Source organism: Paenibacillus sp. NPDC057934 (assembly GCF_042887565.1).
Lineage (GTDB): Bacteria > Bacillota > Bacilli > Paenibacillales > Paenibacillaceae > Paenibacillus_AQ.
Genome location: NZ_JBHVPB010000001.1, coordinates 1 through 16,610, shown reverse-complemented (window position 1 = coordinate 16,610; position 16,610 = coordinate 1). Strand labels below are relative to the sequence as shown.

Annotated in this window: 14 protein-coding genes and 1 tRNA gene; 5 read left to right on the top strand and 10 right to left on the bottom strand. The window is 51.5% G+C overall.

Translation table 11 applies throughout. From position 1 onward, the window contains the following. Positions 1-4: 4 nt before the first annotated feature. Positions 5-811 (bottom strand): helix-turn-helix domain-containing protein, encoded by an 807-nt coding sequence (locus tag ACFVRY_RS00075; protein WP_387495691.1) that lies wholly within the window; start codon positions 809-811, stop codon positions 5-7. Between the two features lie 122 nt (positions 812-933). Here ACFVRY_RS00075 and ACFVRY_RS00070 point away from each other — a divergent pair, with 122 nt between their 5' ends. Beyond that, positions 934-2,148, top strand: a complete 1,215-nt coding sequence (locus ACFVRY_RS00070; protein WP_387495689.1) for an MFS transporter — start codon at positions 934-936, stop codon at positions 2,146-2,148. Between the two features lie 101 nt (positions 2,149-2,249). On the opposite strand, the gene ACFVRY_RS00065 is transcribed toward ACFVRY_RS00070, so the two are convergent. From ACFVRY_RS00065 to ACFVRY_RS00055, 3 genes are all read right to left on the bottom strand, one after another. Then, positions 2,250-3,332 (bottom strand): ABC transporter substrate-binding protein, encoded by a 1,083-nt coding sequence (locus ACFVRY_RS00065; RefSeq protein WP_387495686.1) that lies wholly within the window; start codon positions 3,330-3,332, stop codon positions 2,250-2,252. A gap of 114 nt (positions 3,333-3,446) precedes the next feature. Further along, a complete protein-coding gene (locus ACFVRY_RS00060) occupies positions 3,447-5,057 on the bottom strand; it encodes an ABC transporter substrate-binding protein (protein ID WP_387495683.1) in 1,611 nt (536 codons plus the stop codon). 103 nt (positions 5,058-5,160) lie between these two features. Then, a tRNA-Leu gene (locus tag ACFVRY_RS00055) sits at positions 5,161-5,244 on the bottom strand. A 182-nt stretch (positions 5,245-5,426) separates the two neighbouring features. On the opposite strand from ACFVRY_RS00055, the gene ACFVRY_RS00050 reads away from it, so the two are divergent. Next, positions 5,427-5,873 carry a YhjD family protein gene (locus ACFVRY_RS00050; protein ID WP_387495680.1) on the top strand — a complete coding sequence of 149 codons (447 nt, stop codon included), beginning with the start codon at positions 5,427-5,429 and terminating at the stop codon, positions 5,871-5,873. A 78-nt stretch (positions 5,874-5,951) separates the two neighbouring features. On the opposite strand, the gene ACFVRY_RS00045 is transcribed toward ACFVRY_RS00050, so the two are convergent. The 3 genes from ACFVRY_RS00045 to ACFVRY_RS00035 form a co-directional block, all read right to left on the bottom strand. Then, on the bottom strand, positions 5,952-6,170 hold the full coding sequence (locus ACFVRY_RS00045; RefSeq protein ID WP_387495677.1) for a hypothetical protein: 219 nt from the start codon (positions 6,168-6,170) through the stop codon (positions 5,952-5,954). Between the two features lie 111 nt (positions 6,171-6,281). Next, positions 6,282-6,599, bottom strand: a complete 318-nt coding sequence (locus ACFVRY_RS00040) for a hypothetical protein (protein ID WP_175374381.1) — start codon at positions 6,597-6,599, stop codon at positions 6,282-6,284. A 104-nt stretch (positions 6,600-6,703) separates the two neighbouring features. Then, positions 6,704-7,276, bottom strand: a complete 573-nt coding sequence (locus ACFVRY_RS00035; protein ID WP_387495674.1) for a xanthine phosphoribosyltransferase — start codon at positions 7,274-7,276, stop codon at positions 6,704-6,706. 240 nt (positions 7,277-7,516) lie between these two features. Between ACFVRY_RS00035 and ACFVRY_RS00030 the strand changes: the two genes are divergently transcribed. Next, positions 7,517-8,635 (top strand): YkvI family membrane protein, encoded by a 1,119-nt coding sequence (locus ACFVRY_RS00030; protein ID WP_387495671.1) that lies wholly within the window; start codon positions 7,517-7,519, stop codon positions 8,633-8,635. Here ACFVRY_RS00030 and ACFVRY_RS00025 read toward each other — a convergent pair. Genes ACFVRY_RS00025 through ACFVRY_RS00015 form a run of 3 tightly spaced genes read right to left on the bottom strand, consistent with a single transcriptional unit; the run spans position 8,622 to position 14,360 of the window. Continuing rightward, positions 8,622-11,906, bottom strand: a complete 3,285-nt coding sequence (locus ACFVRY_RS00025) for an AAA family ATPase (RefSeq protein WP_387495668.1) — start codon at positions 11,904-11,906, stop codon at positions 8,622-8,624. The genes ACFVRY_RS00030 and ACFVRY_RS00025 overlap by 14 nt on opposite strands. Beyond that, on the bottom strand, positions 11,860-13,218 hold the full coding sequence (locus ACFVRY_RS00020) for a metallophosphoesterase family protein (RefSeq protein ID WP_387495665.1): 1,359 nt from the start codon (positions 13,216-13,218) through the stop codon (positions 11,860-11,862). Before ACFVRY_RS00020 ends, ACFVRY_RS00025 begins: the two co-directional genes overlap by 47 nt. Positions 13,219-13,223: 5 nt before the next feature. Beyond that, positions 13,224-14,360, bottom strand: a complete 1,137-nt coding sequence (locus tag ACFVRY_RS00015) for a glycosyltransferase family 4 protein (protein ID WP_387495662.1) — start codon at positions 14,358-14,360, stop codon at positions 13,224-13,226. Positions 14,361-14,533: 173 nt separating this feature from the next. Between ACFVRY_RS00015 and ACFVRY_RS00010 the strand changes: the two genes are divergently transcribed. Together ACFVRY_RS00010 and ACFVRY_RS00005 are read left to right on the top strand one after the other, a co-directional pair. Next, on the top strand, positions 14,534-15,922 hold the full coding sequence (locus ACFVRY_RS00010; RefSeq protein ID WP_387495659.1) for an RsmF rRNA methyltransferase first C-terminal domain-containing protein: 1,389 nt from the start codon (positions 14,534-14,536) through the stop codon (positions 15,920-15,922). A 134-nt stretch (positions 15,923-16,056) separates the two neighbouring features. Next, positions 16,057-16,149: a YjcZ family sporulation protein gene (locus ACFVRY_RS00005; RefSeq protein ID WP_217492820.1), complete on the top strand. Its 93-nt coding sequence runs from the start codon at positions 16,057-16,059 to the stop codon at positions 16,147-16,149. Positions 16,150-16,610 lie beyond the last annotated feature (461 nt).

Genomic DNA, 16,610 nt, shown 5'->3' with positions numbered 1-16,610 from the left:
TAGCTTAAAACAGTTGCTGTCTGTATTGCTCAGGCGACATGCCGATGAATTTCTGGAAGGCACGGTAAAGCTGACTTGGACTTGCAAAACCAACATCCAGACTAATGTCAGTCACGGTATGTCTGGTGGAGCGAAGCCGCCGCTTAGCCTCGTCGATCCGGATTTTCAGCATGTACTGGTAAGGAGAACGTCCAATCAGTGCTTTGAAGGAACGGATAAAATGATATCGGCTCATGCCGGCGATTCCGGCAAGCTCTTCTATAGAAACTGGCTTCATATAGCAATCCTGCATATACTGCAGCACCCGAACCAAATGCGGGTCCTCGCAATCCAGAAGCCCTTTCTGTACGTTAGGATTGGAATTCTTCTGGTGATTCCCCCGCAGGGTGCGGAACAAATAGTTTATGATCTCCAGTTCCGTCTCTTCGATGAACTCCGCCCCTATCCCGTCATTCGAACATAGAGCCACACTCCATTTGCGGTGCTGCCGTAATAGTTCATCCCCATTCACACGCTGCTGTATAACAGGCTCCCACGGGCAGTCCAGTTCCCAAATCTCCATGAAATCCTTCAACTGGATAACAACCACACCCTCCCCGTCCCTTATTTCAAAGGCATGACTGTCATTAGGGGACTTGATCAGTGCCTCCCCTCTCTCCAGCTGGAAGGAATTATTCTCCAAGTCGAAAGCGCAGGAACCGTACACAGGCACGGTGATCTGGTACATATTATGATGGCGATGCTTTTCGTTAACAAAACTATTCTCAATTCTCCACAGTTCCAGCCGTGGAGTTGTCATGTGTATCTGCATGGTCACTCACCCGAGTTCAGTATAGCAAAAAATGCTCAAAAGAAAAGCATCAATCGCGACGACAGATCATCCATCAGTGCGCTAAGCTACCGAATAAGACAAACAAGCAAAGGATGATTCTTATGAAAACTGTCTCAAGCCCTGCCCTGGCAGCGGCCCGTTCGTACTCTGCGTACGCTTTGATCGGTGTCACGGTGGCCCACCTGCTAAATGATGCGATGCAGTCCGCCGTTCCCGCTGTTTTCCCGTTGTTGCGGCAAACTCTCGACCTAAGCTTCGCCCAAGTCGGCTGGATTGCCTTCATGCTTAACGTAACCGCCTGCGTACTGCAGCCGTTCATCGGGAGCCTAACGGACAAACGTCCAATGCCGCTGCTGCTGCCCGGGGGAATGCTGTTCTCATTGATCGGCATCATTGGTATGGCCTATTCGTCCCATTTTGCCGGGTTGCTGATTTCAGCCATGCTGCTCGGCATCGGCTCCTCTGTGCTCCATCCGGAATCCTCTCGCGTTGCCCATCTGGCTGCTGGCAAGAGCCACGGCATGGCTCAATCTGTTTTTCAGGTTGGCGGCAACACCGGACAGGCACTGGCTCCGCTTGCCGTTGGCTTTCTGGTTATGCCCTATGGAACAAGAGGACTTATCATGTTCGCATTCGCTGCTGTCCTCGGTATCTTTCTGCAATATGCCGTCAGCCGCTGGTATAAGCAGCAGCTTGTAGCACCGAAGACGGTTCAAACGGCTGCAGCTGCCGTTCAGCATCCCCGTGGCTTCGTCGCATTGGCGATCAGCTTGCTGATTGTGCTGCTCTTCTCTAAGTTCGTATATATCGCCAGCATGACTGGATACTACTCTTTCTATTATATGGATCGTTTTCATCGCCCGTTTGAGGATGCGCAGATTCCATTGTTCGCCCTGCAATTTGCCGGAATGCTCGGTACCCTGCTCGGCGGACCACTCGCCGACCGGTTCGGACGCAAGAAGATCATCTGGTTCTCCATTGCCGGTACAGCTCCCTTTTCCCTCCTGCTGCCGTACGCAACGCCATTCTGGTCCGTCATACTCTGCGGTCTGATCGGCGCCATCCTGATGTCCGGCTTCTCCGTCATCATCGTGTATGCACAGGCACTGCTACCCGGTAAAATCGGCACCGTATCTGGCTTGTTTTTCGGCTTAGCCTTCGGCCTGGCTGGACTCGGTTCAGTCATTATGGGCTGGCTGATCGACCTGACAGACGTCTCTTTTGTCATTCAGATATGTGCTTTCCTGCCGCTGCTGGGGCTGCTGGCTATGTTCTTGCCATCCGACAATAAGCTCGCGGGGAATGCCCGCGGATAAGGCTGTCTTAATAACCACCTTGGCATGTACTTGAATACGAAAATAGCATCGAACGCTGCTGGAATAAACAGTTTTCGATGCTATTTCTGTAGTTGGTCTTACTACTTGCTGCCTGTAACCGCAGCTACAACATCATCAATGACGTTGCCTTCCGCAATGGGACCGCTAGACATCCAACTTCTCGCCGACACCTTAAATACGTGATTTTGCTTAACAGCCGGCATCGCCTTCCAAAGTCCCAGCTTCTCAACCTCTGTAGCAGCAGCGGCTTCTTTATCGAATTCTTCCTTCGTACTGATAGAGCCACCATACATGGCAAACACATAGTCTGCGGTTATGGAAGGCAGCTTCTCCAGCGAGGTATTAATCCCCCAATCATCCGTTGCGGCCTTCTTCAATTCCTCAACGCTGGCATCGGGGTCTAACCCCAGCTTCTCGTAGACCAGTGGGGCAAAGCTAGGAAAGAACACTTGCAGGTCCTTGTCTGACGGACGCATATAGACTACTGTTTTATTAGCTCCAACTGCGGAAACAATGGTTTCCTTGGCTTGCTTAATTTTATCGTCATTGGCCTGGATCACAGCTTGTGCTTTATCTTCGAGGCCAGTTATTTTTCCGATCTCGGTGATCGAGGACTTCCAATCATCTGGCGTATAAGGAACTGTCGGAGCAATTTTGCTCAGCTCGTCATATCCACTTTGATCGGTAAAATATTGCTGGAGAAGTATAAGATCTGGTTTCGCCGCCAGAATCGCTTCCAGGTTCGGCTTCATATCTGCGGTTCCCGACAGTGGAATTCCCAATTCTTTGAGCTTGTCTTCCAGATAATAGCCGTCGAATCCATAGGCATAGACCATTGGAACCCCCAATGAAAGGGTGATATCTTCAAGCCCAATCACAGCGACGCGCTTCGGGTGAGTTGGAACTTTAGTCTCCCCATAGGCATGCTTGATCGTTAACGTCTCAGCGGCTTCCGTCTGCGACGAATGATGTCCCTGTGCTGAATCAGAAGCATCCGTAGAAGCTGCTGCTTTCTCATTGGCCCCCGTATTCGTGTTATTCCCACAAGCGCTAACCAATAAGGTCAGCAGCAGTATGATCATTAGCCCTGCCATGTTCCGAAAGCTGCTTGGACCTTCAAGGACACCTCGTCTTGTCCCATTGGATCTCTCTGTTTGATGCATCGTATTCCCTCCGTTACTGTAATTAATAATGATATTGATTATCATTATCGACTAGGACATTATACAACACACTTACAGCAACGGGAATATGAAAAGATGCTGACTTTTCTCGGGCTACAGTGCACGAAATAGTTGTTCAAGCTCCTGCAATAAATCATAATGCCTATTGGCTGTATACTCTAGAATCGGCTCAGCCAGCCACGCTTGCCCCGAAGTCTGATAAACATTACCATTCCGGACGGCCTTCAGGTTTCGCCAAAGTTCAGACCGCTGAAGCCGTTCCCACTTCATTAGCGATTGCCCATCCTTCATTACGTTAACTAGCAGCATATCCGCTTCGAATGACGCGAGCTGCTCTGCTTCAACATATTCGGTAAATTCGATGTGTTCCGCGCCCCTTGCACAACGGATCTGCAAATCGTCGTACAAGACCGTACCTGCACGTTGTCCCCAAACCTCGAATCCCCGTGGCAAAATATTTAGAATAAGCAGGCCTCTTTGCCTGAACGAATAAGGAATATTCCCCCGAATGACTTCAACTTTCTTGTCGTAACGGGCAAGCCAGCTCTCTGCTTCCTTTTCCCGGTCCAGAAATTCGGCAGTTGATTGCAAATGCTCTCTCCAGCTAACAGAATGCCAGGGTAGGAACAATACAGGTGCTATCTGCTGGAGCTTCTCTTTCTCCTCATCAGGAACCATTTCGTCTAGTGCAATAATCACATCAGGCCGAGCCCTCCATAGGGCTTCTCGATTGAATTCGTAGTCATGTCCCAAAGGCACCTTAATGTCAAAACGGTATTTCTTGCGGTAATCATCACTCCAGGTCTGATCGATTGGAGCAGCGTACGGAATGATCTGCAAACTGAGCAGTTGCCCGATATTAGGCCAGCTATATGCAGCTACTTTGCAAGTTCGATTAGCGGTATAGATACTTGGCGACATTCCAACATGCTTTTTAAACTGGCTGCTGAAATACTGCCGATCCCTGTAACCGACCTCTTCCGCAACTTTTTGCAGAGAATGACCTTCGTCCAGCAAGCTTTTAGCCTGATTCATGCGCAGCTCCGTCAGATAATCCATCGCGCTTTGACCGAATCGATCTTTGAATGACCGCATGAAATAATACCGGCTCATACCAGCAAGCTCAGACAAGTGGTCGACTGTGATTCCTTCTCGGAAATGACCATTTATATACATGCGCACTTGATCCAGCGCTGCTTCATGTTGGCCTTGGTTCTTGAACAACAGATGCAAGAGCTCCTGAAATCCCGCCTGACTGACGAAACGGTCCGCGGCATCGTCCGTATGCCAGTGAATGATTATTTTCTCACAGAGAGACAGTAGCAACGTATCTGCATTCACGCTCACCCGGGCCAAATCCGGCAGTATATGTCCCTGCTGAGCACCATATCTTTCAGGAGTATCCGTTTCTACATGAAACCGATATAGCACTTGATCCTCATCTGCATCGTGAGTAGATTCCACTCGTTGTCCCGGCCTCACGATATATACGGTATGCGGGGTTAGCGGGTACAACATGCCGTTAATAACGATATTGCCCTGCCGCTTGGCAGCAACAATAAGCACATAAGTAGGCGCAGTTTCATACAACAGATGGTAAGTCGAACGCTCCGTTTCTCGGAAACAATCATCCAACCTGAACCAGACGCGACTAAGCAGTTCTTTATGTTGTGGCCCTTCTTCGCGTTCCTGAAGCGGAGTCATCTCCACCCTCCCTTATTTTCGTTATACCTGCTGTTCTGATTATGCAAAAAGCTCCTGAATTGTCACAAGGACGAATTCAAGAGCTTATTGATTACTAATTTGATGCGGTCGAGAGGACTCGAACCTCCACAGTATTGCTACCACACGGACCTGAACCGTGCGCGTCTGCCAATTCCGCCACGACCGCATATTATAAAGTCCAGTTTCTCTTGGACACAAGAGATATCTTACCATGCGAATATGATCATCGTCAACTACTTTTTCAAAAATACTGTCACCCAACATTTTCTGTATAATTATTGCTTTTATTAGTGGAAAAGATGTATAATGAGAACAAAGGTTCGCATACTATAAATGAGGTGATTTATAATGGCGACTACTAAGAGTAACAACTCCAATTCAATCGAAGAAATTACCAAAGATGAACTGTCCCTTGTGAGAAGCTATCTGCTGCTAACATTTATCCATAAAGTATTTGAACGCGATTGCCGGGTTATCGGCAAGAGCGGGCTGTTCAAGACTCCTCAGCTCTATGTAGAGCTTGTATCCGGTGGTGCCAAGAAGGCCTCGATGATGCTGCAGGAGGTGAATCGTGAACTGACTTCCCGCCATTTGAAAATCAGCACCGTCCGTCAGGATCAACGTGGTGTAGAAGCACAATACAATTGCAGAGGGTATATTGGAGAGATGAATATTCTCTGGCCAGGTTTTCGCAGAGAGATGATGCTTCGTATGCGTGCCTATCTCGGCCTTCCTACGGACTCCTCCATTCTCTCCCAAGAAGAAAGTGTCGTGCAGTTGGCTTTATCTATATAATCTCCGTGGAATTCTTCGAAACACAGAACAGCTCCCTGCCAGAATGAATGGCCAGGGAGCTGTTTAGATTATGCATTACTATATATGATCAGGATCTCTTCTCGGTTCTTTGGCAGGCTGAATCAAGTAATTCCGATCAAGCTTGACCACATTTCTGTTAGGTCGGCGAATCATCACTTGAGACTCGTCCCACGCCAGTACGATTCCTCTAATGTCGTTACTGGCAATGCCATCGCGTACCACTCGTACTTTCTCACCCGATATACGGTAGGCATTTAGCTGTTCATCGCTAATCATGATCATTCCTCCTTCTACTACAGCTTATCCGAATTCCTCTCATAACAAAGACCCAAATGAGAATTCACTTGGGTCTCCTGATCGTAAATCCGTTATTCCTGTGTCTGTACCTTATATCAGCGCTTCATTCTTCTCAAACCAGAAATCGAGAACTTTAGCGGACATCACACGTTGCTCCAAATACTCTACCTGATTCGCCGTAAACTTCTCTCTCCAGGCGTAGGTCAGTTCTTCACACAAGCTTGTAATGGTCAACAGCTCTGACCAAGCCACATAGCGTTTGTACCAAAAAAACTGAGGATGTTCAATCATATAGGGGTACAGATCGTCAAACTCCGTATGTTTGCAGTCCAGCGCACGCTCGAAGTGATCCTTGGCCTCGGTTAATTTATCAATAAAAAATTGCTCTGTCACCGGTTCTTTCCCCATTGTGACGCCTCCTCTCCTATGTCTAAGCTTTATTATAAAGGAAAAATCATAGGGTGAAAAGAAGTTGTTTGGAAAATAGGCTTGTGTTTTCTTTCCACTGCCCTTTAATCTTCGAAGACAACCGTTCCTTCATTTAAGGAAGAAATCCGGACTAGGGATTCCAGACGGATACCTTGTTCGCGGATGGTACGCGCTCCTGCCTGGAAGCTCTTCTCCACAACGACCCCAAGTCCGACCAATTCTGCCCCGGAACGTTGAATAATTTTGATCAATCCCCGTGCTGCATCTCCGTTAGCGATGATATCATCTATAAACAGAATTTTATCCTCCGGAGAAACAAATTGACGGGACAGCATAATGTCCGTAACGATTCCCTTGGTAAATGAAGGGACTCTCTCACACAGCGCATCGGGATCGGCCAGCAGTGTTTTTTTGCGGCGTGCAAAGACGAGTGGTACATTCATAACCAGCGCGGTAGCAAATGCCACGGCAATTCCGGAGGACTCCACGGTTACTATACGAGTAATCCCGCTATCGCTAAATCTCCGGGAAAACTCCCGTCCCATCTCCATCGTCAGCTCAGGATCTACCTGATGATTCAATAGCGCATCCAGCTTAAGCACCTGATCCGAAACGACGATACCTTCCTCCAAAATCCGCTTTTTCAACACTTCCATGACTTTGAACCTCCAATACACTTATATAATCCATATCTTCCAGCGAAATCCACACAAAGGAATCCGTCAGAAGTCATGTCCTTCTGTTCCCCATCATAACCTGTACTATACAGAGTACACAAGGCAATCCTGCAATCCGCTGCACCATCACCGTTCCAAAATAACCACTCTCAAGGCACCTCTGCTGCGATACATCATTCAAGCACCTGACAGAGGATCCCAAAAACAAGGAGGAAAGCTGTGAAAACCCATCTTCGCACCTTACAGATCGCATTCACTTATATTGGTACTATCGTAGGGGCTGGATTTGCCACCGGGCAAGAAATCCTCCGCTTCTTTACCCGTTACGGCCATTGGGCGCTGATCACGATCCTGTGCTCCACTATACTATTTATTTGGCTTGGCACCAAAATGATGGTGCTCGCCCGGCGGATCCGCGCGAATTCCTATGAGGATTTTAACCGCCACCTCTTTGGCGAGCAGACAGGCAGTATTATCAGCCTGTTCACCATGGTGATTCTGATCGGCGTAAACAGCATTATGCTTGCCGGTGCGGGAGCCATTTTCCAAGAGCATCTGGGCTTTCATTATCAGGCTGGACTAATCCTCACTATTCTAGGATCTTATCTACTGCTGACTCGGGGCATCTCTGGCATCCTCCACATGAACAGCACAGTTGTTCCACTCATGCTAACTCTTTCACTGATTATTGTAATCAATACGATGCATCAACCGAACGCTGAACATTTTTTGTTTCTCCAGACGGACAGCAGCACTTTTTCTGCCTGGCTGTCTCCATTACTGTATACGGCGTTCAACCTCGGGATGGCTCAGGCCGTTCTTGTACCGCTTGCCCGGGAGACTGAAGACGAAAAGGCGCTACTGCGGGGCGGTATACTGGGCGGGGCTGGAATAGGCCTGTTGCTGCTGGCCGCGCATTTTGCCATGAGCTCGCAAATGCCCGGGATCATGCAGTATGAAATTCCAATGGGCAGTATTGCTTTCCGGCTTGGAGCCGTGGTTCAAACGATTTATCTGCTATTAATCTTCCTTGAAATCTTCAGCACCTTCGTGGCGGATATTTACGGTGTTACCGCACAACTAAAACAGAGGTTACCCTTATCCCAAGACGTAATCATCGCTTTACTCATGCTAACCTGCTACCTCTTTAGCCAATTTGGGTTCAGTTCTCTCTTGTCTGTGTTTTATCCCATTTTCGGCGGCTTAGCACTCGTATGGGGATTCAAGCTAATTCGCACCCCCATCTCTCCGCCACCAGAAGGACCGAAGTCCGAATCTGGCAGAGATGAGACTTCTGTAACCAAGTTGAAGCCCGCTTCGCGAATTACACGGAAATAACAGCAGCGGAAGGAATCAGCAGCCCCACAGCTTCTGCGACATGACGGTGACAGGTCATCATTACGATTTGTCGGTTGGCCGACAGCTCGCCAAGCAGTGAGAGCGCAGCATGCAGCCTCTGTTCATCAAAGTTAACGAAAAGATCGTCGAACAGTAGAGGAAGACAGGCTTGCCGAGCCATCGTCTCCGCCAGCGCCAGCCGCAATGCCAGATAGAGCTGCTCCGCAGTTCCGCGGCTTAGCAGTCCGCTATCCAGTAGCCCCGCTGTCCGATGCTCCGCTTTGAGCTCTTTATGGCCCAGTGTCATTACCACTCTGAGGTACTCTCCTTCAGTCAGCTTGTTGAAATAGACCGAGGCCAGCCGCAGCACCTGCGGCTGTTTCTCCTGCTCATAGATTCTCCGCGTCCTGCCGATAAGTTCCGCAGTAATTGCGGTCACTGCATACTGCCCTGCAATGAGACGAAGCGCGGACCGTTGTTCCTCCAACTGCTGGAGAACCGTGTCCTCCATACAGCGTTCCTTCAAATACTCTCTCTCCTGAAGCAGCTTGCCTCGCCGCTGGAGGAGACTGCTCCACTCTTCTTCTGACGCTACAGCCTGTTCTTCTGCAGCGGATCGTTCTTGCTCCAACGCAGAAGCATCCAACGTATCCAGTAGAGCAAGCAGTCCCTTAGTCCCTGCTTGGTTCCAGCCGCCGAACATGCCCAGTTCCCATTGGCGAATATTCCCTTCCAGCTCCCCCCGGCGCTGAACAGCAGCCGAGCGGTGCAGAAACTCCTCGCTGTCCTCAGCGCCTCCTTGCTCCAAAAGACTTAGGCGGCGCTGATTCAGCCGCTCCAAATGCAACTGGGCCTCTTCATATTCTCCCTCTGCCGATCTCAGCCTGGAAGTCAGGTTTTCCAGTCGCAACAGCTCTGCTTTGAGCCCGTCCCAAGCGAGCTTCCTGGCTTCAAGCCAGCCGGGAATCATCCGGGCCAATTCTTCCCGCTCTCTACTCTTCGATCCCGACATCTCGGGCTGCGAAGCAGATGCGGCGACTTCTTCTATGGAAGATCCCGCTTCTTCCATGAGGGCCAATACTTCATCTTCGAAGGCTACACACTCCGCCTCCAACTGTGCAAGCCGCAGCCGCAGCTTGCTCTCCTGTTGAAGCAGTTCATTCCCCTGCTCCACAGCACTGAAGATCTCCGGCAAGCCTTCCGGCGACAGACCCTCCGGCAGCTTGTGGCTTCGCAGCCAAACCTCATATTGGCCCGCCGTCTCGGTGAAGGCCACTTCCTCCTGGCGCATCTCAGCGGCGAGCGCCTGCTCCTGCCCGGCAAGGCTATCCATCTCGGTGCGGCAGGCCTCGCGCTCATCACTAGCGCGATCCACTTTCTGCCGCCAGGCGGTCCAGGCATCCATGAGCCTGCGCAGCTCCTTCATGCCCGCCTCCAGCCCGCCTGCGTCAGGGCTGGCAGGGCCTCCGGACGACCTGAGCAGCGGTCGTCCTGTTGGGCTGCTCTCCGGCTCCGCCCCGGAGAGCAGTAGCCCCCGCAGCCGCAGCATCTCGGCGGCTGCATCTCCGCCGTCCCCGCCATATCCTGGCGGGGACGCCTTACGCCGGCCCGCTCCGCGGAGGCCGGCCCACAGGGCCAGATCGGCCGCGCCTAGCAGGCCGATCGCGATCCAGGCGCTGACCGGCGGTGCCCCGGTCAGCCACAGCGCCGCGGGCAGCAGCGCGGTCAGGGCTGCGCTGGCCAGCAGCAGGCGCCGGTAGAGCGAAGCTATGCGGGCCCGCATGGCTTCATCGCTCCCCGCGCCGTGCTGCAAGCCGTGCAGCTTCGCCTCGCGCCAGCGCTCCGCAGCCTGCTGCAGCTCATCCCAGAGCTGCAGCACCTCCCGTGCGCTGGCTGGTCGCAGCGCGGCGAAGGTCTCGGCGCCTGCCGCTTGCTCGCGCGCCAGGGCCCGCTCTGCGGCCTGCAATGCTGCTGCCGCAGTCGCAAGCCGTGAACGCAGCGCTTGGCGTGCTGCGCCCTGGGCTTCCATGCGGCGATCATAGCTCGCGAACGCCGCTGCGTAGCGCCGCGCCGCCTCCCGGTCGCCCGCCGCACCGGAGAAAGTCGCCAGCTCCGCTGTCGTCCACGCAGGGTCAATGCTCCGCAAGATACGCTGTACATGCCCCAGCAACCCATCAAGCTCCCCTGCAAGCCGCTGGCGCTCTAGACGACGGTCCTCATAGATGCTGTGGCGACGGTCCAGCCGCTCCAGCGCCGGACCTTGGGCTACCAGCACAGGGTCTGGGGGATTCTGTTCCAGTTCTGCTGTCAGTTCCGCTTGTAGCCGCTCAATCCGTTCGGCAGCTGCTGCCGCGCTTCGAATCTCAGCTTCCAGCTCCTGAAGGCGAGCCGTCCCCTCCTCCGGAAAAGATTGAATTTGCGGCAACCCGGCAAATTCCAGACGAGCAGCGCTCCATTGCAGCCATACATCGCGAATTTCTAGCGCCTTGCGCAGCATGATCAATCTGGCGCTAGTGGCATCACGGCCTTCCTCGACCTTGGCTAATTGGGCTTCCGTCTCCGCCAGTGCAAACGTATTCTCGTTGTAACGCGGGAGATAAGAGCGGCTATCCGCCATTTGCTGCTCCAGCTTTTCGATCGATTGCAGAATCTTCGCCGCTTCCTGAACCTTGCCCCTCGGCTTATAGAGCTTCTCCGCGTCCTGCACCAGCCGGCGCTCCGCCCGCATAATTTCACCACCGCCGCCCATACCTGCATGGAACAAATAACTGCTCATCTCATCCGACTGCAGCGCTGCCAGTTCCTGCAGCTCGTCCAGCGACACCGCAAACAACTGGCGGAACATGCTGCGGGAGACACCACCGAGCAGATAACGCTCTAGTTCAGCCTGACCTAGCTCTTCGGTCGTGCCGTCTGCCCGACTTACTGTAACATTCAGCTTCTCTCCCCGTCCTTGTCCCTCTCCACCGCCTGCAAAACGACGGATTTGCCACAGTCCGCCTTCCCGATCCCGCGCCTTAAGCACTCCACCATGGACCCCGCCATGCAGAGGCTCGTAACGTTCTGCGGGATTACTTCGTCCAGGAATCCCGTAAAGCATCGCACGGATGAACTGGAGTGTCGTGCTTTTCCCAGCTTCGTTCTGTCCATATAGCACCGTAACACCAGCGTTCAGTGCCAGATCACGACCCTGAATCCGGCCGAAGCCGCTGATCTGCAATTGCTCAATCTTCATCATATCGCCCTCCGTCAGGCTGTTTCCGCAAGTCACTCTCTGCCTCCCCGGCACCTTCCAGTCCACTCAGCAAAGTAATGCCCAGCTCTGCCGCACCTCTTAGCCAGTCCAGTTTCTCTTTCTCGCTGACCTGTGACAATAACCGGCGCAGTTCACGGTTCTCCATTAATGGCGCAATTGCGCTGCTGATTATATCCTCCAGTTCTGCCCGTGAACCTTCACCTTCATCCTTTTCAGCTAGTCGGAGCATTTCGCCCAGAAAGCTATCCTCCTGAAGCAATCGGGACCGGTCTACTGCAAGTCCAGATTCCACAGCAAAACCTTCTGTCCAAACCAGACCCGGATATTCCTTCCGCTCTGCCCGGAGCGCCTCGCGCCGCTGAAGTTCGCTCAGTAAATCCCCAGCGGCTCCTTTTTCAGCCAACAGACGATGTACGTTGCCTCGGCCCGTAAGCCGGAACCGGACGACAGTCATTAGATGCGGGTGTGCCTCCCGGATGTCTTCAATCCTCCGTTCTACCGCCTCGATCCACTGTGCTTCATGTTCCAGACCGTCGATAGTCAACTCTGTCACCTGCCAGCGGACAACATCCAGCTCGTGAAAATTCAGCTTCGCTTCTCCGTTCTCCCTCACATCAACCACATAACAACCCTTTGGCCCGGTCTCCTTGACACTACGTCCTTGAATATTTCCGGGGTAAACGATATAAGGCTTTTCATATAAAATGCTGCGCTTATGAATATGGCCCAGCGCCCAATAGTCAAACCCTTGACCGATCAAATCCTTGCGGCTGCAAGGAGAATACGTCTCATGCTGGAGATCGCCGTCCACATTCCCGTGCAGTAAAGCAATATGAAACAGCTCACTAACCGGCTTCCGCCGAAACTTCACCGCTGTATTTTCGATAACCTTCGCCGTAGGATAAGATATACCGCTTACAACAGCGACTTCTTGGCCGTCCCTACGGCGATAGGCTGTGGCATATCCTGGTGCATCCCCTCCGAATACCGTTACATGTTCCGGCAATTCGGCAGCCAGACGCGGGCCATCCAGCGGATCATGGTTCCCGTGAATTAGAAATACAGGGATTCCCTGCTCTCCTAGCTCCTTCAGGGCCTCCTGGAACCGTAGCTGTCCTTGCAGCGAAGCATCCGACACATCATAGATATCCCCGCTGATGACGACAAAATCAACATGTTCCTTAATCGCTAAACAGATAAGCCGCCCGAGGGCGGCAAAGGTAGACTCCCGCAAATGGGAGCGGACAGCAGCCGGCAAATGAGCCAAACCGGCAAAACGACTATCCAGATGCAAATCCGCAGCATGCAGAAACCGGAAAGGGATCATGACGCTCAACCCTTCTTTCCGGATTGATGCTGCAAATAGGTTTTTTTGAGTTCATTGGCAACCCTAGTAAGGGAGTAAAGGCTTTTAGCCTTATCCCAGGCGGACCGTGACAGTTCATAACGGTAGGCTGGATCGGCAATCACTTTTTCCAAGGCGTCCGCGAGTGCGATGTCATCATCAGGGTTAACCAGCAGTCCGTTCACACCATCCTCAATCTGTTCCGGGATACCGCCCACATTAGTGCCGACCAGAGCCAGACAGCTTAGCGCAGCTTCCGCAAAGACAGAACCGAAGGCTTCCGCACGAGAAGGCAAAACAAAGATATCAAAGAAGGGCATAAATTCCTCGGGATGAAGCGTATACCCATAAAAAATCGTCTCATTATAGATACCAAGCTCCTGAGCCAGCTTCTCAAGCTCAGACCGGGAAGGACCGTCGCCGATAATATGCAGTACATACTCATGCCCGCGCTTCTTCAGCTCGGCGCAGGCCTGAAACAGCGTATCTATCCCTTTCGCTGGCACCAGACGAGTGACAGTAACAAGTTGGGGAATATTATTCTCATGCGGCACCGGCTTGAATCGCTTCTCATCGAACCCGTTTGGAATAACCCCCACACGGGCAGGCTCATCCAAATACGGCGACAGATAATCGGCGAAAGAGCGCGATACGGTCATCAGACGGTCACTGACATGCTCCAGCTCCCGATAGATAGACACCAGAAACTGATGTTCCAGCCCGCCTTCAGCAATGATTCCGTTCAGGATCAGTTCCCGCTCATAGCTGGAGTGCAGGGTCTGGATCAACGGAACGTCCGGGTAGACCTGCTTCATCGCCAGTCCCGCTATGGGGTGATGCGCATGAATAAGATCATATTTTTTGCTTAAACGAAGCTTGGTCCACCATAAATAATCACGATAGGTTTGGATATATTTTTGCACAATATGACTTTCGCCATAACGTGTCCAATCGAAGGTTTCGAACACAACTTCCTCATGTCCTTTTCCGCGTATCCGTTTGGGCAACCAGAACAAATCCATCTCCCAGCGGCTGGAGCGGAACCTTTCCTGTAGATATGGAATCATAGAAGATACCCCGCCGGGCTGTTCCGGCGGAAAGAAGAGCGCTTGCAGCAAATTCATAGGTCTATCCCCTTTACTATTGCCCTGATTACGGTGAGACCCGGCAATTGTGATATAGTTATTCATATGTAGACTTTCCAGATAAGGACATCATGTCTGGGGGTTTAATGATTCATACTTTGATTTTATCGGTATCATCATGAAACAGCAACTGACAAAAAGGAGAATGACGTATGATGGAAGAACGGCTGCCCGCCGCTTTTACCGCAATAATGAGAGACATGCTGGGACAAGAGGCGGACGCTTTTCTGAAAAGCTACACTGCACCGCGCAGCCAGGGTCTGAGGTTCAATCGGCTTAAAAGCGGGACGCCCGCAGGCCTGAGCGCCGCTGAGAACACTGTTTTTATGTTTGGACTGGAACCGATACCCTGGTGTTCTGAAGGATTCTATTATGAAGATCACTCCCGTCCAGGCAAACATCCTTATCACGCCGCCGGACTATATTACATACAAGAACCCTCAGCAATGTCCGCCGCCGAATTGCTGGCCCCACATCCTGGGGAGACTGTATTGGATCTTGCAGCAGCACCAGGAGGCAAGACCACCCATATCGCTGCCCTGATGCAAGGCCGGGGCCTGCTTGTCTCCAATGAGATTCATCCTGAACGGGCCAAGATTCTGGCCGAAAATGTGGAACGACTTGGCATTGCACACGCACTTGTCACCAACGCCTCCCCAGAGGAATTAGCCCGGCGCTTCCCAGAGACCTTCGACCGAATCATGCTGGATGCTCCATGCTCCGGCGAGGGCATGTTCCGCAAGGATGCCGGCGCCATTGCCGAATGGTCACCAGATCACGTAGAGATGTGCGCATCCAGACAATGGGACATTCTGCAGGAAGCCTATATTATGCTTAAGCCCGGCGGCTATATGGCTTACTCCACCTGCACCTTTAACCGCAAGGAAAATGAAGACACCATCGAACAAATCCTGGACAGTTACCCCGATATGGAACTGGTAACCTGCAAGCGGCTATGGCCTCATTTGGAAAAAGGCGAGGGACATTTCGTAGCACTCCTCCGGAAGCTGGAAGATGACGACGATACAGTAGTGGGAGTGGAGCCTAAGCGTAATAAGCGCAGCAGTGGGAAAAATAAGAGAAGTCCGGGAATCGCCTCCTCAGCCAAAGAGGCTTTGGAGCAATTTAAAGCTTGGGCCAAGACGGAACTGCCCGGATTTAAGGCTCAAGGCGTTCCGCTCCTCTTCGGTGAATCACTTTATCTGCTTCCCGAATCTTTTAATGACATAATGCATCCGGGATTGCTTGATGGACTGAGAGTCCCCCGAGCCGGGCTGCATGTTGCCCACATGAAGAAAAACCGGATCGAGCCTGCCCATGCATTAGCCATGTCATTACAACAAGGACAGGCTGCACGTGGTTATAACTTGGCCGCGGACGGTCCTGAAATCAATGCCTGGCTACGCGGTGAAAGTTTGTCCGTCCCCGCCGGGCTGCACGGTTGGACGCTGGTAACAGTAGATGGCCTCCCGGTCAGCTGGGGCAAAGCCAGCTCAGGACAGCTTAAGAACCATTTTCCCAAAGGTCTACGTAGCCTATAGCCTATATTGACAAGCAATGGGCCTATGACCAGTTCATGAAGTCCTCCCCGGCATATGATGTCATTATCCCAAACACACCGAGTGTATAACATCGGCATTGGGAACAAGATCAGACCTAAGGGAGGAATTCAGTTATGGGCGCAGGTTACGGAGGTTTTACTTCAACAGGAGCAATTTTGGTGCTTTTCATTCTGCTCGTTATCATTTCCCGTTCGTTGTTCATCTAAGGTTTACTGACTTAAAGCATATACACAACAAGCAGCTGTGCCGTCCAATTGAGGATGATGCGGCTGTTTTATTTTTTGGCTTAAATTGCATAGGCCTTAGAGTATTTTATTCCCCGAAAAGACCTGACTTTATATAGATTCATTAAAATAACAAACAAAGCATAAAATGAGGGTTTAAGATAATCATTTCCGAAGTGCAATTAACGACATTTTTGTATCCTAAATTCTCTGCAGCTAAGGGTTAGCGGGAATTAAGGTCAATATTGTACCTTAAATCTTCCTAATACCCCGCACAGCTTACTTTTTCGAAAAATAAGATACAATTTGAACTAGACTAAAAAGTGGACACGGTAAATCCAACCCATAGATAATAGAATAAACTCCAGAAGAGGTGGTAGCCGTGGCAGAACGGAAGCGATATAACCAACAGTTTAAAGAAGAAACGGTAAGATACATTCAGG

Excerpts from the sequence above, each read along its gene's own strand:
- ACFVRY_RS00075 (WP_387495691.1), bottom strand. The coding sequence starts at position 811 with ATGCAGATACACATGACAACTCCACGGCTGGAACTGTGGAGAATTGAG.
- ACFVRY_RS00070 (WP_387495689.1), top strand. The coding sequence starts at position 934 with ATGAAAACTGTCTCAAGCCCTGCCCTGGCAGCGGCCCGTTCGTACTCT.
- ACFVRY_RS00065 (WP_387495686.1), bottom strand. The coding sequence starts at position 3,332 with ATGCATCAAACAGAGAGATCCAATGGGACAAGACGAGGTGTCCTTGAA.
- ACFVRY_RS00060 (WP_387495683.1), bottom strand. The coding sequence starts at position 5,057 with ATGACTCCGCTTCAGGAACGCGAAGAAGGGCCACAACATAAAGAACTG.
- ACFVRY_RS00050 (WP_387495680.1), top strand. The coding sequence starts at position 5,427 with ATGGCGACTACTAAGAGTAACAACTCCAATTCAATCGAAGAAATTACC.
- ACFVRY_RS00045 (WP_387495677.1), bottom strand. The coding sequence starts at position 6,170 with ATGATTAGCGATGAACAGCTAAATGCCTACCGTATATCGGGTGAGAAA.
- ACFVRY_RS00040 (WP_175374381.1), bottom strand. The coding sequence starts at position 6,599 with ATGGGGAAAGAACCGGTGACAGAGCAATTTTTTATTGATAAATTAACC.
- ACFVRY_RS00035 (WP_387495674.1), bottom strand. The coding sequence starts at position 7,276 with ATGGAAGTGTTGAAAAAGCGGATTTTGGAGGAAGGTATCGTCGTTTCG.
- ACFVRY_RS00020 (WP_387495665.1), bottom strand. The coding sequence starts at position 13,218 with ATGATCCCTTTCCGGTTTCTGCATGCTGCGGATTTGCATCTGGATAGT.
- ACFVRY_RS00015 (WP_387495662.1), bottom strand. The coding sequence starts at position 14,360 with ATGAATTTGCTGCAAGCGCTCTTCTTTCCGCCGGAACAGCCCGGCGGG.
- ACFVRY_RS00010 (WP_387495659.1), top strand. The coding sequence starts at position 14,534 with ATGATGGAAGAACGGCTGCCCGCCGCTTTTACCGCAATAATGAGAGAC.
- ACFVRY_RS00005 (WP_217492820.1), top strand. The coding sequence starts at position 16,057 with ATGGGCGCAGGTTACGGAGGTTTTACTTCAACAGGAGCAATTTTGGTG.